The sequence below is a fragment of the Curtobacterium sp. Leaf261 genome (assembly GCF_001422205.1).
Lineage (GTDB): Bacteria > Actinomycetota > Actinomycetes > Actinomycetales > Microbacteriaceae > Curtobacterium.
The window spans coordinates 458,384-474,143 of record NZ_LMMJ01000001.1 but is presented as its reverse complement, the minus strand read 5'-3'; the positions used below and the strand labels follow the sequence as shown (position 1 = coordinate 474,143).

At 69.6% G+C, this 15,760-nt stretch carries 10 protein-coding genes; 6 read left to right on the top strand and 4 right to left on the bottom strand.

Features of this window, described 5'->3' with window-relative positions; genetic code table 11:
* Positions 1-59 precede the first annotated feature (59 nt).
* Complete coding sequence (locus tag ASF23_RS02060) at positions 60-1,814, bottom strand: NAD+ synthase (RefSeq protein ID WP_055949100.1); 1,755 nt, start codon at positions 1,812-1,814, stop codon at positions 60-62.
* 113 nt (positions 1,815-1,927) lie between these two features.
* On the opposite strand from ASF23_RS02060, the gene ASF23_RS02055 reads away from it, so the two are divergent.
* The 5 genes from ASF23_RS02055 to ASF23_RS02035 all read left to right on the top strand — a co-directional run bounded on the left by ASF23_RS02055 (position 1,928) and on the right by ASF23_RS02035 (position 11,433).
* Positions 1,928-3,265 (top strand): glutamine synthetase family protein, encoded by a 1,338-nt coding sequence (locus ASF23_RS02055; protein ID WP_055948167.1) that lies wholly within the window; start codon positions 1,928-1,930, stop codon positions 3,263-3,265.
* A gap of 84 nt (positions 3,266-3,349) precedes the next feature.
* A complete protein-coding gene (locus tag ASF23_RS02050; protein ID WP_055948164.1) occupies positions 3,350-6,379 on the top strand; it encodes a bifunctional [glutamine synthetase] adenylyltransferase/[glutamine synthetase]-adenylyl-L-tyrosine phosphorylase in 3,030 nt (1,009 codons plus the stop codon).
* A 503-nt stretch (positions 6,380-6,882) separates the two neighbouring features.
* Positions 6,883-8,481: a glycosyltransferase family 2 protein gene (locus ASF23_RS02045; RefSeq protein WP_055948161.1), complete on the top strand. Its 1,599-nt coding sequence runs from the start codon at positions 6,883-6,885 to the stop codon at positions 8,479-8,481.
* Positions 8,474-10,018, top strand: coding sequence for a glycoside hydrolase family 26 protein (locus ASF23_RS02040; protein WP_055948158.1), 1,545 nt, complete (start codon positions 8,474-8,476; stop codon positions 10,016-10,018). The genes ASF23_RS02045 and ASF23_RS02040 overlap by 8 nt, the downstream gene beginning before the upstream one ends.
* Positions 10,015-11,433 (top strand): UDP-glucose dehydrogenase family protein, encoded by a 1,419-nt coding sequence (locus ASF23_RS02035; protein ID WP_055948155.1) that lies wholly within the window; start codon positions 10,015-10,017, stop codon positions 11,431-11,433. Before ASF23_RS02040 ends, ASF23_RS02035 begins: the two co-directional genes overlap by 4 nt.
* A gap of 238 nt (positions 11,434-11,671) precedes the next feature.
* Here ASF23_RS02035 and glnA read toward each other — a convergent pair whose 3' ends face one another.
* On the bottom strand, positions 11,672-13,096 hold the full coding sequence (glnA, locus tag ASF23_RS02030) for a type I glutamate--ammonia ligase (RefSeq protein ID WP_055948151.1): 1,425 nt from the start codon (positions 13,094-13,096) through the stop codon (positions 11,672-11,674).
* Positions 13,097-13,233: 137 nt separating this feature from the next.
* Here glnA and ASF23_RS02025 point away from each other — a divergent pair, with 137 nt between their 5' ends.
* The gene (locus tag ASF23_RS02025; RefSeq protein ID WP_055948148.1) at positions 13,234-13,665 is read left to right on the top strand and encodes an RDD family protein; all 432 of its coding nucleotides are present in this window, start codon (positions 13,234-13,236) and stop codon (positions 13,663-13,665) included.
* 196 nt (positions 13,666-13,861) lie between these two features.
* Here the strand turns inward: ASF23_RS02025 and ASF23_RS02020 are convergent, their stop codons facing one another.
* Positions 13,862-14,575, bottom strand: coding sequence for a DUF4191 domain-containing protein (locus ASF23_RS02020; protein WP_055948145.1), 714 nt, complete (start codon positions 14,573-14,575; stop codon positions 13,862-13,864).
* Between the two features lie 68 nt (positions 14,576-14,643).
* Entirely contained in the window at positions 14,644-15,693 is a 1,050-nt protein-coding gene (locus tag ASF23_RS02015; protein ID WP_055948142.1) for a hypothetical protein, read from the bottom strand.
* Positions 15,694-15,760: the final 67 nt, after the last annotated feature.

Below are 15,760 nucleotides of genomic sequence, written 5' to 3'. Positions count from 1 at the left end.
CTCCCGTTCGTCACCGGTCGCGTTCGCGACCTACCGGTAGGCCTCCGGCCCGGCTGTGCCTACTTGTAGGCCTCCGGCCGATAGGTGATCGGGAGGCGGCGATCGCGGCCGAAGGCCATGCCGGAGATCTTCGGGCCGATCGCGCCCTGGCGGCGCTTCCACTCCGAGCGGTCCACGAGCTTCGTGATCTCCGCGACGGTGTCGGCGTCGAAGCCCTCGGCGACGATGTCCGCCGCGCCCTGCGCCCTCGTGACGTAGCGGTCGAGGATCGCGTCGAGCACCGGGTACGGGGGCAGCGAGTCCTCGTCCTTCTGGTCTGGGCGGAGCTCCGCCGACGGCGGCTTCGAGATCGAGTTCTCCGGGATCGGCTCGGTCTCGCCGAGGCTCGCAGCGTGCTCGTTCCGCCAGCGCGCGAGGTCCCACACCATCGTCTTCGGGACGTCCTTGATGGGTGCGAACCCGCCCACCGAGTCGCCGTAGATCGTCGAGTACCCGACCGCGAGCTCGGTCTTGTTGCCGGTCGTCAGCACGAGGTGCCCGTCGAGGTTCGACAGCCCCATCAGGATCAGCGCACGGGCACGGGCCTGGATGTTCTCGGCGGCGAGACCGGTGAGGTGGAGCTGGTCCTCGTACGGCTTCACGAGGTCGACGATCGCCTCCGTCCGGTACTGCACGCCGAGACGCTCGGCGACGTCGTCGGCGTCCGAGCGGGAGTGCTCCGACGACCACTGCGACGGCATCGAGACGCCGTACACGTTCGCGGCACCGATCGCGTCGACGGCGATCGCGGCGCAGACGGCGGAGTCGATGCCGCCGGAGAGCCCGAGGATCACCGAGCGGAAACCGTTCTTCCGGACGTAGTCGCCGGTGCCGAGGACGAGCGCGTTCCAGATCTGTCTGAGGTCGTCGGTCTCGGCGGCGATGTCGGCGGGCCGCGACGTGCGCGTGCCGGGCGCTCCGTCGTCGCGGTCCGGGGTGTCGATCGTGACGCGCTGGACGTCCTCGGTCACCACGGGATCGGTGGCGGCCGCCGGCTCGACGTCGACGACGAGCAGGTGCTCCTCGAACTGCGGTGCACGGGCGAGGATCGTGCCCTGTTCGTCGACCACGACGCTGTCCCCGTCGAACACCAGGTCGTCCTGCCCGCCGACGATGTTGACGTAGGCGACGACGGTGTCGGACTCGGTGGCCCGTCGGGTGACGAGGGGCAGGCGCACCTCGTCCTTGTCGGCGACCCACGGGGACGCGTTGATGACGAGCAGCAGCCCGGCGTCGGCGTCGAGCACGCGGGCGACGGGGCCGCCGTCGCGCCAGAGGTCCTCGCAGATGATGATCGCGACGTCGACGTCGGCGATGCGTGCCACGAGGAGGTCGTCGCCGGGGATGAAGACCCGGTACTCGTCGAACACGGAGTAGTTCGGCAGGTGGTACTTGGCGGTGGTCGCCACGACGCGACCGTGCTGCAGGATGCTCGCGCAGTTCTTCGCGATCGCGGTCGGTGCGGTGGAGACGTCGACGGCCCGCGGCTCGAACGGCCCGTCCGGGTGGCCGACGACCACGGGGACGTGGCCGAGCCCCTCCTCGTCGAGGCGGCGTGCGAGGGTCTCGACGGCCTCCCGTGCGGCGCGGAGGAACGACGGTCGGGACGCGAGGTCCTCGATCGGGTACCCGGAGACGGCCATCTCACCGGCGGCGACGAGGTCGGCGCCCTGAGCGGCGGCCTCCCGGGTCGCGGCGAGGATGCCTTCCGCGTTGCGTGCGAAGGCCCCGACGACGGGGTTGGTCTGGGCGAGCGCCAAGCGGAGTCGAGGCATGAGCACTAGCCTAGTGAGCACTGCGCGGGCACGTTCCGCGCGCACTGCGCGGACCCGTCGCGGGCCCCCCACCTGGCGGGGCCGCGGACTCCGCACTGTCGGAAAGGGCGTCAATGGACAAGCAGACGGACTTCGTGCTCCGCACCATCGAGGAGCGCGGCATCAAGTTCATCCGACTCTGGTTCACGGACGTCATCGGGACGCTCAAGTCCGTCGCGATCGCGCCGGCCGAGGTCGAGGGCGCGTTCGCCGAGGGCATCGGGTTCGACGGATCCGCGATCGAGGGCCTGACCCGCTCCTACGAGGCCGACGTCCTGGCGCACCCGGACCCCTCCACGTTCCAGATCCTCCCGTGGCGCGGCGAGATCGACCCGACCGCCCGGATGTTCTGCGACATCACGACGCCGGACGGCCAGCCCGCCGTCGCGGACCCCCGCAACGTCCTGAAGCGGACGCTCGCACGCGCGGGGGAGCGCGGGTTCACCTTCTACACGCACCCCGAGGTCGAGTTCTACCTGCTCAAGAGCCCGAAGCTGAACGGCGGCAAGCCCGAGCCTGTGGACAGCGCCGGGTACTTCGACAACGTCCCTGGCGGCAGTGCGCACGACTTCCGGCGCCGTTCGGTCCGGATGCTCGAGGACCTCGGCATCTCGGTCGAGTTCAGCCACCACGAGGCCGGGCCCGGTCAGAACGAGATCGACCTCCGGTACGCCGACGCACTCACCACGGCCGACAACATCATGACGTTCCGCACCGTGGTGAAGGAGGTCGCGATCGAGCAGGGCGTCTACGCGACCTTCATGCCGAAGCCGATCTCGGGGCAGCCGGGCTCCGGCATGCACACGCACCTCTCGCTCTTCGAGGGTGACCAGAACGCGTTCTACGAGCCGGGTGCCGAGTACCAGCTCTCCACCATGGGTCGGCAGTTCATCGCGGGCCTCCTGAAGCACGCCCCCGAGATCACCGCCGTCACGAACCAGTTCGTGAACTCGTACAAGCGGCTCTGGGGTGGGGACGAGGCGCCGTCGTTCGTCACGTGGGGGCACAACAACCGCTCCGCGCTCATCCGTGTGCCGCTCTACAAGCCGAACAAGGGCCAGTCGAGCCGCGTCGAGTACCGGGCGATCGACTCCGCGGCGAACCCGTACCTGGCGTTCTCGCTGCTGCTCGCCGCCGGACTCAAGGGCATCGAAGAGGGGTACGAGCTCCCCGCCGAGGCCGAGGACAACGTCTGGAGCCTCACCGACGCGGAACGCCGTGCCCTCGGGTACAGCCAGCTGCCCGCCAGCCTCGACCACGCGCTCAGCCTCATGGAGGACTCCGAGCTGGTCGCCGAGACGCTCGGGGAGCAGGTCTACAACTTCGTGCTGCTCAACAAGCGCCAGGAGTGGAAGGCCTACCGCGACCAGGTCACGCCGTTCGAACTCGAGACCAACCTCGGGATGCTCTGAGGACGTCGTCGGATCGCTGACCCGTCGTCGGACCGCCGACCGGTCGACGGTCCGCTGGCCTGATCGGGACCGGATGGGACTGCCATGAGTGACACCACGACGACGGCGTCGCGGAGCGTGCTCGCGCGACTCGGCTTCGCGGACCTGTCGGAGAGTCGCGACCGCATCGTCGCGCTGCAGGGCCGCGACGACCTCGGCTCCCCGTTCCGGGTGGTCGAGTGGCCCGAACTGTGGGGGCAGACGGCGGACCCGGACGGAGCGCTCCGCGCGGTCGACCGGCTGTTCGAGGTCGCGCCCGCCCGGATGCGCGAGATCCTCGCGGACGACGCCGCCACCGAGCGTCTGGTCCGGCTCGTGGGCGCGTCGATCGGGCTCGCCGAGTTCCTGCACCGCCGTCCGGGGGAGCTGGCGCTCCTGCTCGAACCGGTCACCGCACCGTGGGACCAGGACGGGTACCGCGCGTCGCTCACGTCCGCCGTCGACGACGCGGTCGGTGAGGAGGCACGGCTGCGGCTCCGGGTCCGGTACCGCCGCCATCTGGCCCAGATCGCTCTGTTCGACGTGCTGAGTGCCTCGGCGACCGAGGCGTTCCCGGCAGTCGCCGCGGGGCTCGCCGACCTCGCGGGTGCGGCGCTCGACGTCGCGGTGGACATCGCCCGACGCGAGGTCCCGTTCCCCGCGGCCGAGGTCGCCGCGACCCCGCTCGCGATCATCGCGATGGGCAAGGCCGGGGCGCGTGAGCTCAACTACGTCAGCGACGTCGACGTCATCTTCGTCACGGAGCCCGTGGTGGCCGAGGGGGCGGACTCGCCCGCGCTCGGCACCGATCGCGCGGTGCTCATCGCGACGCGGCTCGCGATCGCCGCGACGCACGTCATCACCGACCTCGCCGTGGAGCCCGCGCTCTGGGAGGTCGACGCGAACCTCCGACCCGAGGGCAAGGACGGCGCACTGGTCCGGACGCTCGACTCGCACGTCGCCTACTACGCGCGCTGGGCCAAGCAGTGGGAGTTCCAGGCGCTCCTCAAGGCGCGGGCGATCGCCGGGTCGATGGACCTCGGGGAACGGTACGTCGCCGCCGTCGAGCCGTTCGTGTGGCGATCGGCCGGACTCCCCGGATTCGTCGAGGCGGTCCAGCGCATGCGCGAGCGCGTGACCCAGAACATCCCGGACGGCGAGGTCGACCGCCAGCTGAAGCTCGGGCCGGGTGGCCTGCGGGACGTCGAGTTCACGGTGCAGCTCCTGCAGCTGGTGCACGGACGGACCGACGACACCGTCCACCAGCGCTCGACCCTCGACGCCATGGCGTCACTCACCGACGCGGGCTACGTCGGGCGACAGGAGGCCGCGCGGTTCGGCCCCGACTACGCGCTCCTGCGGGTCCTCGAACACCGCATCCAGCTCCGGCGGCTGCAGCGGACCCACCTCATGCCGTCCGACGAGGACGAGCTCCGGGTGCTCGCGCGGTCGAGCGGCCTCGCACCGGGTGCATCCGCCCTCGTGGAGCGCTGGCGCGCCGTGAAGCTCGAGGTCAGGGGTCTGCACGAGCGGATCTTCTACCGGCCGCTGCTCTCCGCGGTGGCGTCGAGCACCGAGGACGGCATCGTCCTGACGAGCAACCAGGTGCGCGACCGACTCGCCGGTGTCGGGTTCCTCGACCCGGACGGCGCGCTGGAGCACATCCGGTCCCTCACCCAGGGCGTGTCGCGGCGGGCGACGATCCAGCGGACGCTCCTCCCGGTGCTGCTCCGGTGGATGGCCGAGGGCCCGGCACCCGACCGCGCGCTGCTCGCCTTCCGACGCCTCAGCGACGCGCTGGGGGAGTCGAACTGGTTCCTCCGGATGCTCCGCGACTCCTCGGGGGCAGCGCACAGCCTCACGACCGTGCTGTCCGAGTCGGCGTTCCTCGCCGGGCTGCTCGAACGCTTCCCCGAGGCCGCGCGGTGGCTCGACGAACCGGACTCGCTGCTCCGCCCGCGACCGTTGGCGACACTGCTCGACGAGGTGCACGCGACCGTCGCCCGCCACACCAACGACGACGAGGCCGCGGCGATCCTCCGTGCCGCCCGCCGGCGTGAGACGCTCCGACTCGGGATGACGGCGGTGATCGGTCGGATCCGCGTCGAGGACCTCGGCACCGCCCTGACCGACGTCTCCGAGGCGATGCTCACGGGTGCCCTGGCGCTGGCGCGGCGGGGGACCGTTCCGGTCGGAGCTGCCGACGGGATGGTGCCGGCTCCGCTCGAGTTCGGGATCGTGGCGATGGGACGCTTCGGCGGGCGTGAGCTCGGCTTCGGCTCGGACGCGGACATCCTCTACGTGTACCGCGCAGACGGCTGGGACCGCCAGGTCGCGGCGCAGACGGCCACGCGCATCGTCGCACGCATCAACCACTTCACCGAGGACGCCCTCTTCCCGTTCGACCTCGACATCGACCTCCGTCCGGAGGGCAAGAACGGGGCGGTCGTCCGGACGCTCGAGTCCTACGCGGCCTACTACGCACGCTGGTCCCTCACCTGGGAGGCGCAGGCACTGCTCCGCGCCCGGGGTGCCGTCGGGGACGAGCAGTTGCTCCGGAACTTCGAGCACCTCGCCGACCTGACGCGCTACCCGGAGTCGATCGCGGAGCAGGAGGTCCGCGAGGTCAAGCGGATCAAGGCCAGGGTCGAGTCGGAGCGGCTGCCCCGAGGCGCCGACCCGGCCCGGCACCTCAAGCTCGGCCGAGGATCACTGAGTGACGTGGAGTGGTTCGTGCAGCTCCTCCAGCTGCAGCACGCCCTCGACACCCCGGGCCTCCGGACCACCGCCACCCTCGCGGCACTCCGCGCGGCCTCGGCAGCCGGCCTGGTCGGTGCCGAGGACGCCGAACGGCTCGAGGCGGCCTGGCTGCTCGCGTCGCGGGCCCGCAGCGCGCTCGTGCTCTGGTCGGGCCGGACGACCGACGTGCTGCCGGCCGATCGTGCGCAGCTCGAGGGCGTCGCACGCCTCCTGGAGTACCCGCCGGGCTCCGCGTCCGAGCTCGAGGAGGACTACCTCGGCACGACCCGCCGGTCCCGTGCGGTGTTCGAGCGGGAGTTCTACGGCCGTCCGGACGGGCCCACGACGACGTCATGACCGCTGCGACACGCCCGGGATGTGCTGCAGGGCATGAAGGTGACATCACCTCGTAGGTTAAATCGACGTGTCCAGAATTGTCCCCCGCGAGGGGCTTGACTGTACCCCGATGCATTTGCGTCGTCCCGTGCCTGTCCTCGGTGCTGCGGTCGCCGTTCGTCGCCGAGGATCGACCGTTGTCGCCCCGGATCATCCTCCCTCTGAAGCTGCCCTGATCAGGTATTTCATGACCGATGGTGCGAGTCGGTCCGGCACCGTGCCTCCAGGTGCGGATGCGGCGTGCATCGGTGACGTGTCCCCACAACTGCCGTCAGCACTGGGGTGGACACGCGGGGTGGGGTGAACTGCGGACACGGTTGTCCCCCGTCATGTGCCGGAAACACCCGTGGACGGGGGTCCCGTTGCGGGAATCCGCAGGGTCTGGGTGAAATGGACCCACCCGAACCGACCCCCGATTTCCCGATGGCGTGGAATCTCCCCCTCGAACGTTGAAGCAGGGATCGATGTTCACTTTCATTCTCCAAATCCGCACGATGGTCGACGGTCATCCGGAGTTCTACCTGTTCACCGTGTACTCGGCGATCATCTGGGTGCTCTGGATCGTCAAGGTCGTCATCTCCTCGCGCTACCGCCCCTTCACGGGCACCTACACGGGCACGACGAGCGTCGTGGTCCCGGTCGTCGACGAACCGCTCGACCTCTTCCGCGACGTGATCGGCCGCATGGTCGAGCAGGGCCCCGGCGAGATCATCGTCGTCATCAACGGCAAGCCCAACGCGGGTCTCGTCGAGGTGTGCGAGGAGTTCGCGCCGCTCGTGACGTGGACCCACACGCCGATCCCCGGCAAGCGCAACGCCGTCAAGATCGGCACCGAGCTCTCCACCGGTGACATCACGATCCTCGTCGACTCGGACACGGTGTGGACGCCCGGTGCCCTCGAGGAGCTCGTCAAGCCGTTCGCCGACGAGTCGGTGGGCGGTGTGACCACCCGGCAGCGGATCCTCGAGCCGGAGCGCAGCTGGATGACCCGCTGGGCGGACTGGCTCGAGAACTCCCGGGCCCTCTACTCGATGCCCGCGCAGAGCGTGCTCGGCCAGATCGGCTGCCTGCCCGGGCGGACGATCGCGTTCCGACGCAGCATCCTCATGCGCGTCATGCACAAGTTCATGACGGAGAAGTTCATGGGCGTGTTCCTCGAGGTGTCCGATGACCGGACGCTGACGAACCTGACGCTCAAGGAGGGCTACCGGACCGTCTACCAGTACACGTCCCTGGTGTACACCGACGCGCCGCTCGAAGTGAAGAAGCTGTTCAAGCAGCAGCTCCGCTGGGCCCGTGGATCGCAGTACAACACGCTGCGGATGCTGCCCTGGATGCTCGGCCACGCGCCGGTCCTCGCCGCGTTCTTCATCACCGACATCATCCTGCCGTTCATGCTCTTCGGCGTGATCGCGGGCTGGGTCTACCGGGCGTTCACCGGCCAGGGTCAGAACCTCTACGAGGGGATCCTGCACCAGTACGGCTTCTCGACGGGGTTCGTGTACGTCGCCGCCCTGATGGTGGTCTCGAGCGTGCTCAGCATGGCGGTCCGGCAGATGCGACACCTCTCCGAGAAGCCGTCGGACTTCTTCCGACTGCCGATGTTCATCATCGTCTCGACGTTCTTCCTCATGCCGATCCGCCTCCTCGGCTTCTTCCGGCTCGCCCACGCCAGCGGCTGGGGCACCCGTGCGGGTGCGTACGCCGGCGGACCGATGGAGACGGAGCCGGCATCGCCGGCGCTCGGCATGGACGGCGTGCCCGTCAGCCCGATCGACCGCATCGACGAGGTGCGCGCCGAGTCCGTGGACGAGGAGTTCGAGCGCATGTTCGCGTTCGCCGAACCCCGCTCCGCCGCGCCTGGGCCAGCAGCACCTGCGTCTGGTGCGCTGGAGCGCAGCGCGACCACGACCGTCCTCGCGACGCGTCGTGAGGCCACCCGGGAGACCCGCATCTCGCGCAAGGCGGCCGCCGCACCGGCCAGGCGTCTCAACCCCTACGCGATGATCCCGTACGTCATCGGCATCGCGATCTTCGCCCTGGAGGCACTCACCATTGTCTGATTCCACCCACAGCGGCTCGTGGTGGGCCCCGTCGAGCACGCACGCCAAGCGCACCGCTCTCGGCACCGCCGCGATCGTCATCGCCCTCTCCCTCATCACCTGGACGGTGTGGGCGTCACCGTCCAACCCGGTCAGCACCGCTGTCCACCACGCGCTCGGGGTGGACACCGCCGCCGAGAAGACGGCGCGGAAGGCCGCCTCGGCCGACGCCCTGCAGAACCGGCTCGACGCCGCGCAGAAGCAGATCTGGAAGCTCGAGGGGCAGCTGCAGTCGGCCAACGCCTCGGGCTCCTCGCGGGCCGACCAGATCGCGAAGCTGCAGCAGCAGCTCCAGTCCGCACAGGCATCGCTCGGACAGGCGACGGCGGCAGCGGCGTCGGCGACCGGCGCCAAGGCATCAGCCGCGGGCTCCGGGGGCTCGGGTTCCGGAGGCTCGGGTCAGGGCGGTGCACATGCGGTGAGCACCAAGCCCGCCGCATCCGGGACCTCGGGACCGTCGAAGGAGCCGACCACGGTCACCCCGGCGGCACCGACCAAGGCCGAGGTCCTCGCGCAGCAGTCGCGCTGGTACGGCCTCTACACGGCGCAGTCACCGTTCAACTGGGCCGAGTACGACCAGGTCTCCCAGCAGGTCGGCACCGCGACCAACATGACCGGGTACTTCCAGGGCTTTGACCAGGCGTTCAACGCGAGCGCCGTGCAGCGCTCCTGGGCGAACGGTCGGCTCCCGGTGATGACGTGGGAGACCACGCCGGCGCTCTCCGGGAACGATGCGCCGTACATCGAGGGCTACACGAACGCCGACATCATGGACCCCGCGAAGTTCGGCGCCTACATCAAGAGCTACGCGGACGCGATCGCCGCCAACGGCCAGCCCATGGTGCTCCGGTTCGACCACGAGATGAACGGCTCCTGGTACAACTGGTCCGAGGACGCGCAGGCCCCGGACGGGAGCTACCCGAACGCCAAGGGCAGCTACGCCGCGATGTGGAAGTACGTGCACACGATCTTCCAGGACGAGGGCGCGAACGACTACGTGATCTGGGACTGGTCGCCGACGCGCATCGACGACCTCTCCCCGAAGGCCAGCTCGCCGAAGCTCACGCAGGCGCACATGGACAACAACTACCCGGGTGACGCCTACGTCGACTGGGTCGGCATGAGCGGCTACTACCGGAAGTCCACCACGCCGCCGACGTTCGCGACGACCTTCGCCGCAACGCTCGCCCAGCTCCGGGCGCTCCCGCACACCACCGGGACGAAGCCGATCTTCCTCGCCGAGATCGGTGCGACCGAGACCGGCGGGACGGGGCAGAAGGCGAAGTGGATGACCTCGCTCTTCGACTCGCTCGCAGCGCCGGAGAACCGCGACGTCATCGGGTTCGCGTACTTCAGCGAGACGGCGACGACCTACGTCGACGGCGTCCGGAGCACGAACGACTGGCGTCTCAACTCCCGGCCGGACTCCCTCGCGGCGTTCTCCACCGGCATCAAGCGCACCGACACCGACTTCGACCTGCAGGAGGTCACGCAATGACGAACGACACGCAGTCCGCGGACACACGCCCGGCACCCCGCATCAGCGTCATCGGCACCGGATACCTCGGCGCCACCCACGCGGCCGCCATGGCCGAGATGGGATTCGACACGATCGGGGTGGACGTCGACCCCGCGAAGCTCGCCGCCCTGGCCGCCGGCAAGGTCCCGTTCTTCGAGCCGGGGCTCCCGGAGCTCATCACGAAGCACGTCGAGACCGGCCGGCTCCGGTTCACCTCCGACATCGCCGAGGCCGTGGCCGCGAGCGACGTGCACTTCATCTGCGTCGGCACCCCGCAGCGAGCCGGGTCGCACGCGGCGAACCTCACCTACGTCGAGACCGCCACACGGAACGTCGCCGAGAACCTGACGCACCCGGGCCTCATCGTCGGCAAGTCGACGGTGCCGGTCGGCACGGCGAACCGTCTCCGGACGCTCGTCGCCGAATTCGCACCGCAGGGCATCGACGTCGAGCTGATCTGGAACCCGGAGTTCCTCCGCGAGGGCAAGGCCGTCGAGGACACGCTCCGCCCGGACCGCCTGGTCTGGGGCGGTGCGTCGCCCGCGGCGGATGCGATCATCCGCGAGGTCTACGCCGAACCGCTGTCGACCGGCACCCCGGTGATCTCGACGGACCTCGCCACGGCGGAGCTCGTCAAGGTGAGCGCGAACGCGTTCCTCGCGACGAAGATCTCGTTCATCAACGCGATCTCCGAGCTGTGCGACATCGCCGGCGCCGACGTCAGCACGCTGGCGGATGCACTCGGCCACGACGCCCGCATCGGTCGGAAGTTCCTGAACGCCGGCCTCGGGTTCGGGGGTGGCTGCCTGCCGAAGGACATCCGCGCGCTCATGCACCGCTCGACCGAGCTCGGCGCGCAGCGCGTCGTCGGGCTCATGCAGCAGGTGGACGAGATCAACATGGGCCAGCGGCAGCGGGTCATCGACATGGCGATCGAAGCCGCGCAGGGATCCGTCCTGAACCGCCGGATCGCGGTCATCGGCGCCGCCTTCAAGCCGCTCACCGACGATGTCCGCGACTCGCCGGCGCTCAACGTGGCGGCAGCGCTGCACCTCCGCGGTGCCCAGGTGTCGCTGTGGGACCCGGAGGCGATGGAGACCGCCAAGCGCAGCTTCCCGACGCTGACGTACGCGGACAGCATGGAGGGTGCGATCGACGGCGCGGACATGGTCCTCGTGCTCACCGAGTGGGACGAGATCATCGCCGCGGATCCGGTCGCGCTCGGCTCGATCGTCGGCCGCCCGGTCGTCATCGACGCGCGCAACTGCATCCCGGTCGACCGCTGGGTCGCGGCAGGGTGGACGGTGCGTTCGCTCGGCCGGGTGACGCCGGTCACGGGTGCGCCACTGAGCGTCGCCGCCGGCACGAACGACCTGATGGTCACGAGCCGCTAGCCCCCCCTCCTCCGCCCCCTCCGCAAAACACCAGGTTGGCCGCTTCTCGCAGACACATCTCCCTGCGAGAAGCGGCCAACCGAGCGTTCCGGGGTCCCCACCCACCGGACTGGAGGGACGGTGCAGCCTGGCACCGTCCCTCCAGTCCGGTACGGCCCGACACACGACCGACGGTCGCCCACAACGGGCGAGGGCCCCGCATCCGATGGATGCGGGGCCCTCGTCGTGGTGCTGTGACTCAGACGCCGAAGTACAGCTCGAACTCGAACGGGTGGGGACGCTGCGCGAACGGCAGGATCTCCTTCTCCCACTTGTAGTCGATCCAGGTGCGGACGAGGTCCTCGGTGAAGACGTTGCCCTTGAGCAGGAACTCGTGGTCTGCCTCGAGTGCGGCGAGGGCGTCCTGCAGCGACGCGGGGACCTGCGGGATGTTCTTCGCCTCCTCCGGGGGGAGCTCGTAGAGGTCCTTGTCGACGGGCTCGTGCGGCTCGATGCGGTTCTGGATCCCGTCGAGGCCCGCCATCATCTGCGCGGCGAAGGCCAGGTACGGGTTCGAGGCGGCGTCCGGCACACGGAACTCGATGCGCTTGGCCTTGGGGTTCGTGCCGGTGATCGGGATGCGGATCGCAGCGGAGCGGTTGCCGGCCGAGTACACGAGGTTCACGGGCGCCTCAAACCCCGGGATGAGCCGGTGGTAGGAGTTGATCGACGGGTTCGTGAACGCGAGGATCGCCGGGGCGTGCTTGAGCAGCCCACCGATGTACCAGCGGGCGAGGTCGGACAGTCCGCCGTAGCCGTTCTCGTCGTAGAAGAGCGGCTCGCTGCCGTTCCAGAGCGACTGGTGGGTGTGCATGCCGGAGCCGTTGTCACCGAAGAGCGGCTTCGGCATGAAGGTCGCGACCTTGCCCCACTGCTCCGCGGTGTTCTTGACGATGTACTTGAACTTGAGGATGTCGTCCGCCGCGTGGACCATCGTGTCGAAGCGGTAGTTGATCTCCTGCTGACCACCGGTGCCGACCTCGTGGTGCGCGCGCTCCAGCTCGAGGCCGGAGTCGATCAGCTTCAGCGAGATGTCGTCGCGGAGGTCGGCGGTCTTGTCGACCGGCGAGACGGGGAAGTAGCCACCCTTGTACGCGGTCTTGTTGGCGAGGTTCCCGCCCTCCTCGTGGCGACCGGTGTTCCATGCGCCCTCTTCGGAGTCGACCTCGTAGAAGCTCGAGTTCTGCTTCACCTCGTAGCGCACGTCGTCGAAGATGTAGAACTCGGCCTCGGGCGCGAAGAACGCGGTGTCCGCGATGCCGGTGGAAGCGAGGTACTTCTCGGCCTTCTTCGCGACCTGGCGCGGGTCGCGCGTGTAGATCTCACCGTTCCGCGGGTTGTAGATGTCGAAGATCATGATCAGCGTGCGCTCGGCGCGGAACGGGTCGACGTACGCCGTGGTCACGTCCGGGATGAGCTGCATGTCGGACTCGTGGATGGAGGCGAACCCGCGGATCGAGGAGCCGTCGAACAGCTGGCCGACGGAGAAGAACTCCTCGTCGACGGTCGATGCCGGGATGTTGAAGTGCTGCTGGACCCCGGGGAGGTCCGTGAACCGGATGTCGAGGAACTTGACATCGGTGTCCTTGATGAACGCGAGCACCTCGCTGGAATCACTGAACATGTGGTCGTTCTCCTATTGGTGCGTGGTGGGAGGGAACCAGGAGGCTACCTCTGACGAGGCTATTGACACGCGGTTTCCCGGACGTGACTGCTGTGTTTCCGGCGTGTTACACGGCACGTGTCAACTACCCTTGCACCATGCCGTCGCGCCCCGCAACCCCGCCAGGACCGTCCTCTGCGGAGTGGCCGGGCAAAGACCTCGGGCTCCCCGCGAACGGACCTCGGAGCGTCGGTCGGGTCGGCCGGCGGGTCGGTGCCATCGCCATCGACTGGGCGATCGCCACCGTGCTCTGCGTGCTCATCGGGCAGTACGGCACGCGGAACGGCGGGTTCGTGACGCTTGCGGTCTTCGCCGTGCTGCAGATCGTGTTCCTGGCACTGCTGAGCGGGTCGTTCGGGCACGTGTGCGTCGGGCTCCGCGTCGTGCCGGTGCGCGGCGGGTACATCGGGGTCGTGCGGCCGATCGTCCGGACGGTGCTGCTGTGCGTCGTCATCCCGGCCGTTATCTACGACCAGGACCAGCGCGGGCTGCACGATCGCGCGGCCGGGACGGTGCTCGTCCGACGCTGACGCGCGGCGCGGGATGCGGCGCGGAGCGGCGCGCGGGGCGGTTGAGACGTGCCGAAGTGTCGGGTCGAGTCTCCCACCCGACAGTTCGGCACGTCTCATGGGACCGATCCCGACCCGATCCCGGCCCGACACCGACCCCGACACACGAATGCCCCCTGCCGATCGGCAGGGGGCATTCGTCATTGACGAACGTGGATCAGCGCGGACGTCCGGCACGAGCACGCATCGGGTCCATGCCCTTCGGGATCGCCGCGGCCGGGTTCTGGGTCAGCGAGTCGAGCCGGTTGGAGACGGCCAGTACCTCGTTGCGGTTGAGCGTCTTCTTGAACTTGTTCATGGCGCGGGGGAGCTTGTGGAGCGTGAGCTGCGCCTTCTCGTCACCGACGGCGACGGTGTTGATCGCGACGTTCGGCACGATCCGGTGCACCTTGCGCTTCTCCTCCTCGAGGAGTCGCGTGAGGTTGCTCGCGTGCCCCTCGGTGATGAGCACGACACCGGGCGTCCCGACCGCACGGTAGATCGCCGACTGCGACTTGCCGTGGACCGCGACGGGCATCTCGCTCGAGCGCCAGGTACGACGCAGGGAGTTCTTCAGCACAGCGCCGACGGCTCCCGGTTGTCCCGCGATCTGCGAGTACGCGGCGCGCTCGGCGAGACGGCCGAGCACGATGAGGAACAGGAGCACACCGAGCATGACGCCCGCCACGATCCACAGCACCACACCGAAGATGCTCTGGTTCGGGAGGAGCAGTGCGAGGAGGACTCCGGCGATCACCGGCACACCGAACGCGAGTGCGAACCACCCGATCGAGGTCGGGTCTTCGCGCCGGGTCATGGTGAAGACCTGGTACATCTGCTTGAGGCGCCCGGGCTCCTTCGCCGTGGTCTCGGAAGTCTTGCTACGTGCCATGCCACCAAGGATACGTCCTGTGCGCCCCTCCGGGCGCCTCCGGTCAGGGGCCTGTGGATGAGCTGCCGTCACACGCCGTTCTCCCGCCGTCCACATCGTCCTGAGTCGGCGCGCTGTCCACAGGTGGCACGAGTCGGACTGGAGGCCCGGTGCGGCTCCGCGACACTCGTCGCCATGGACACGGAACCGGACGGGCAACACCCGTGGACGCGCTGCGAGCGGACAGAGGACGTCGATGCCTTCGTGGAGTGGACGCTCGCGCGGGGCGCCGCGCCTTCGCCGCACGTGGTCGCCGTCGCGAAGGTCCGCAGGGCGGACGACGACCTGCCGAGCGTCCGCCTGTCCGAGGTCACGGGACTGCCCATGGTCGAGGCGCTCGACCGGCTCGGGTCGCTGTCCTCCGGGGTGGCGGTGACGCTCACGATCCCGCTCCTCGGTCTGGTGCGCTCGGTGCTCGACGGATCGGTGCTGTTCGGGGCCCTCGACATCGACGGCGTCGTCGTCCGACCGGACGGCGCGGTCCTGGTCGTCGACACGCCTCCCGGGGGAGCGTGCTCGGCGGGCAGGACGGCGACCGACCCGATCCGGACGGTCTTGACCGTGTGCCGGGTCGTCTGGGACCGCGCCGATGCGCAGGACGCGGCGGTGTCGACCGTGCTGGAACTGCTCGACGACGTGCGTGGGAGCGCGGACCGCGGGCCGGTCAGCGCGCCGGAGCTCGACGACCTCGAACGTGCGGTCATCGGGGCGGGACCGCCGAGACCGGTCCGCTGGCCGAGCGCGTCGAGCGGGGGCCCGTGGGGTGTGTCTGCTGACCCGTCCGCCGGGGCGGGCGCCATGGTCGGAACCGGCAGGGCGAGCCGGGTGCGTGCGGCCGCTGGGCCGCGTGCCTCGGCGGGGCCGCGCACGACGGCGGGGACCGGAGCAGCGCCGGGCGGGACACCGCGCCCCGGGGGTGGTTCCGCGACCACCGGGCGCGGCTCTGCGATCGTCGGGAGCATCGCGGCGGCCCTCGCCGACATCTCGGCATCGGGGATCCCCGTGCTCGGCGGGCGCCGGATCCCCGCGCGGCAGGCGCTGACCGGGCTCATCGTCGCTGGCAGCGCGATCGCTGCCATGCTCCTGCTGCTCGGAAGACCGGACGCCGACACGGAAGCAGCCCCGGACCTCGAGATGAGGTCCGGG

Coding starts and splice junctions, on each gene's coding strand:
- ASF23_RS02060 (WP_055949100.1), bottom strand. CDS start 1,814: ATGCCTCGACTCCGCTTGGCGCTCGCCCAGACCAACCCCGTCGTCGGG.
- ASF23_RS02055 (WP_055948167.1), top strand. CDS start 1,928: ATGGACAAGCAGACGGACTTCGTGCTCCGCACCATCGAGGAGCGCGGC.
- ASF23_RS02050 (WP_055948164.1), top strand. CDS start 3,350: ATGAGTGACACCACGACGACGGCGTCGCGGAGCGTGCTCGCGCGACTC.
- ASF23_RS02045 (WP_055948161.1), top strand. CDS start 6,883: ATGTTCACTTTCATTCTCCAAATCCGCACGATGGTCGACGGTCATCCG.
- ASF23_RS02035 (WP_055948155.1), top strand. CDS start 10,015: ATGACGAACGACACGCAGTCCGCGGACACACGCCCGGCACCCCGCATC.
- glnA (WP_055948151.1), bottom strand. CDS start 13,096: ATGTTCAGTGATTCCAGCGAGGTGCTCGCGTTCATCAAGGACACCGAT.
- ASF23_RS02025 (WP_055948148.1), top strand. CDS start 13,234: ATGCCGTCGCGCCCCGCAACCCCGCCAGGACCGTCCTCTGCGGAGTGG.
- ASF23_RS02020 (WP_055948145.1), bottom strand. CDS start 14,575: ATGGCACGTAGCAAGACTTCCGAGACCACGGCGAAGGAGCCCGGGCGC.
- ASF23_RS02015 (WP_055948142.1), bottom strand. CDS start 15,693: ATGGCAGCGATCGCGCTGCCAGCGACGATGAGCCCGGTCAGCGCCTGC.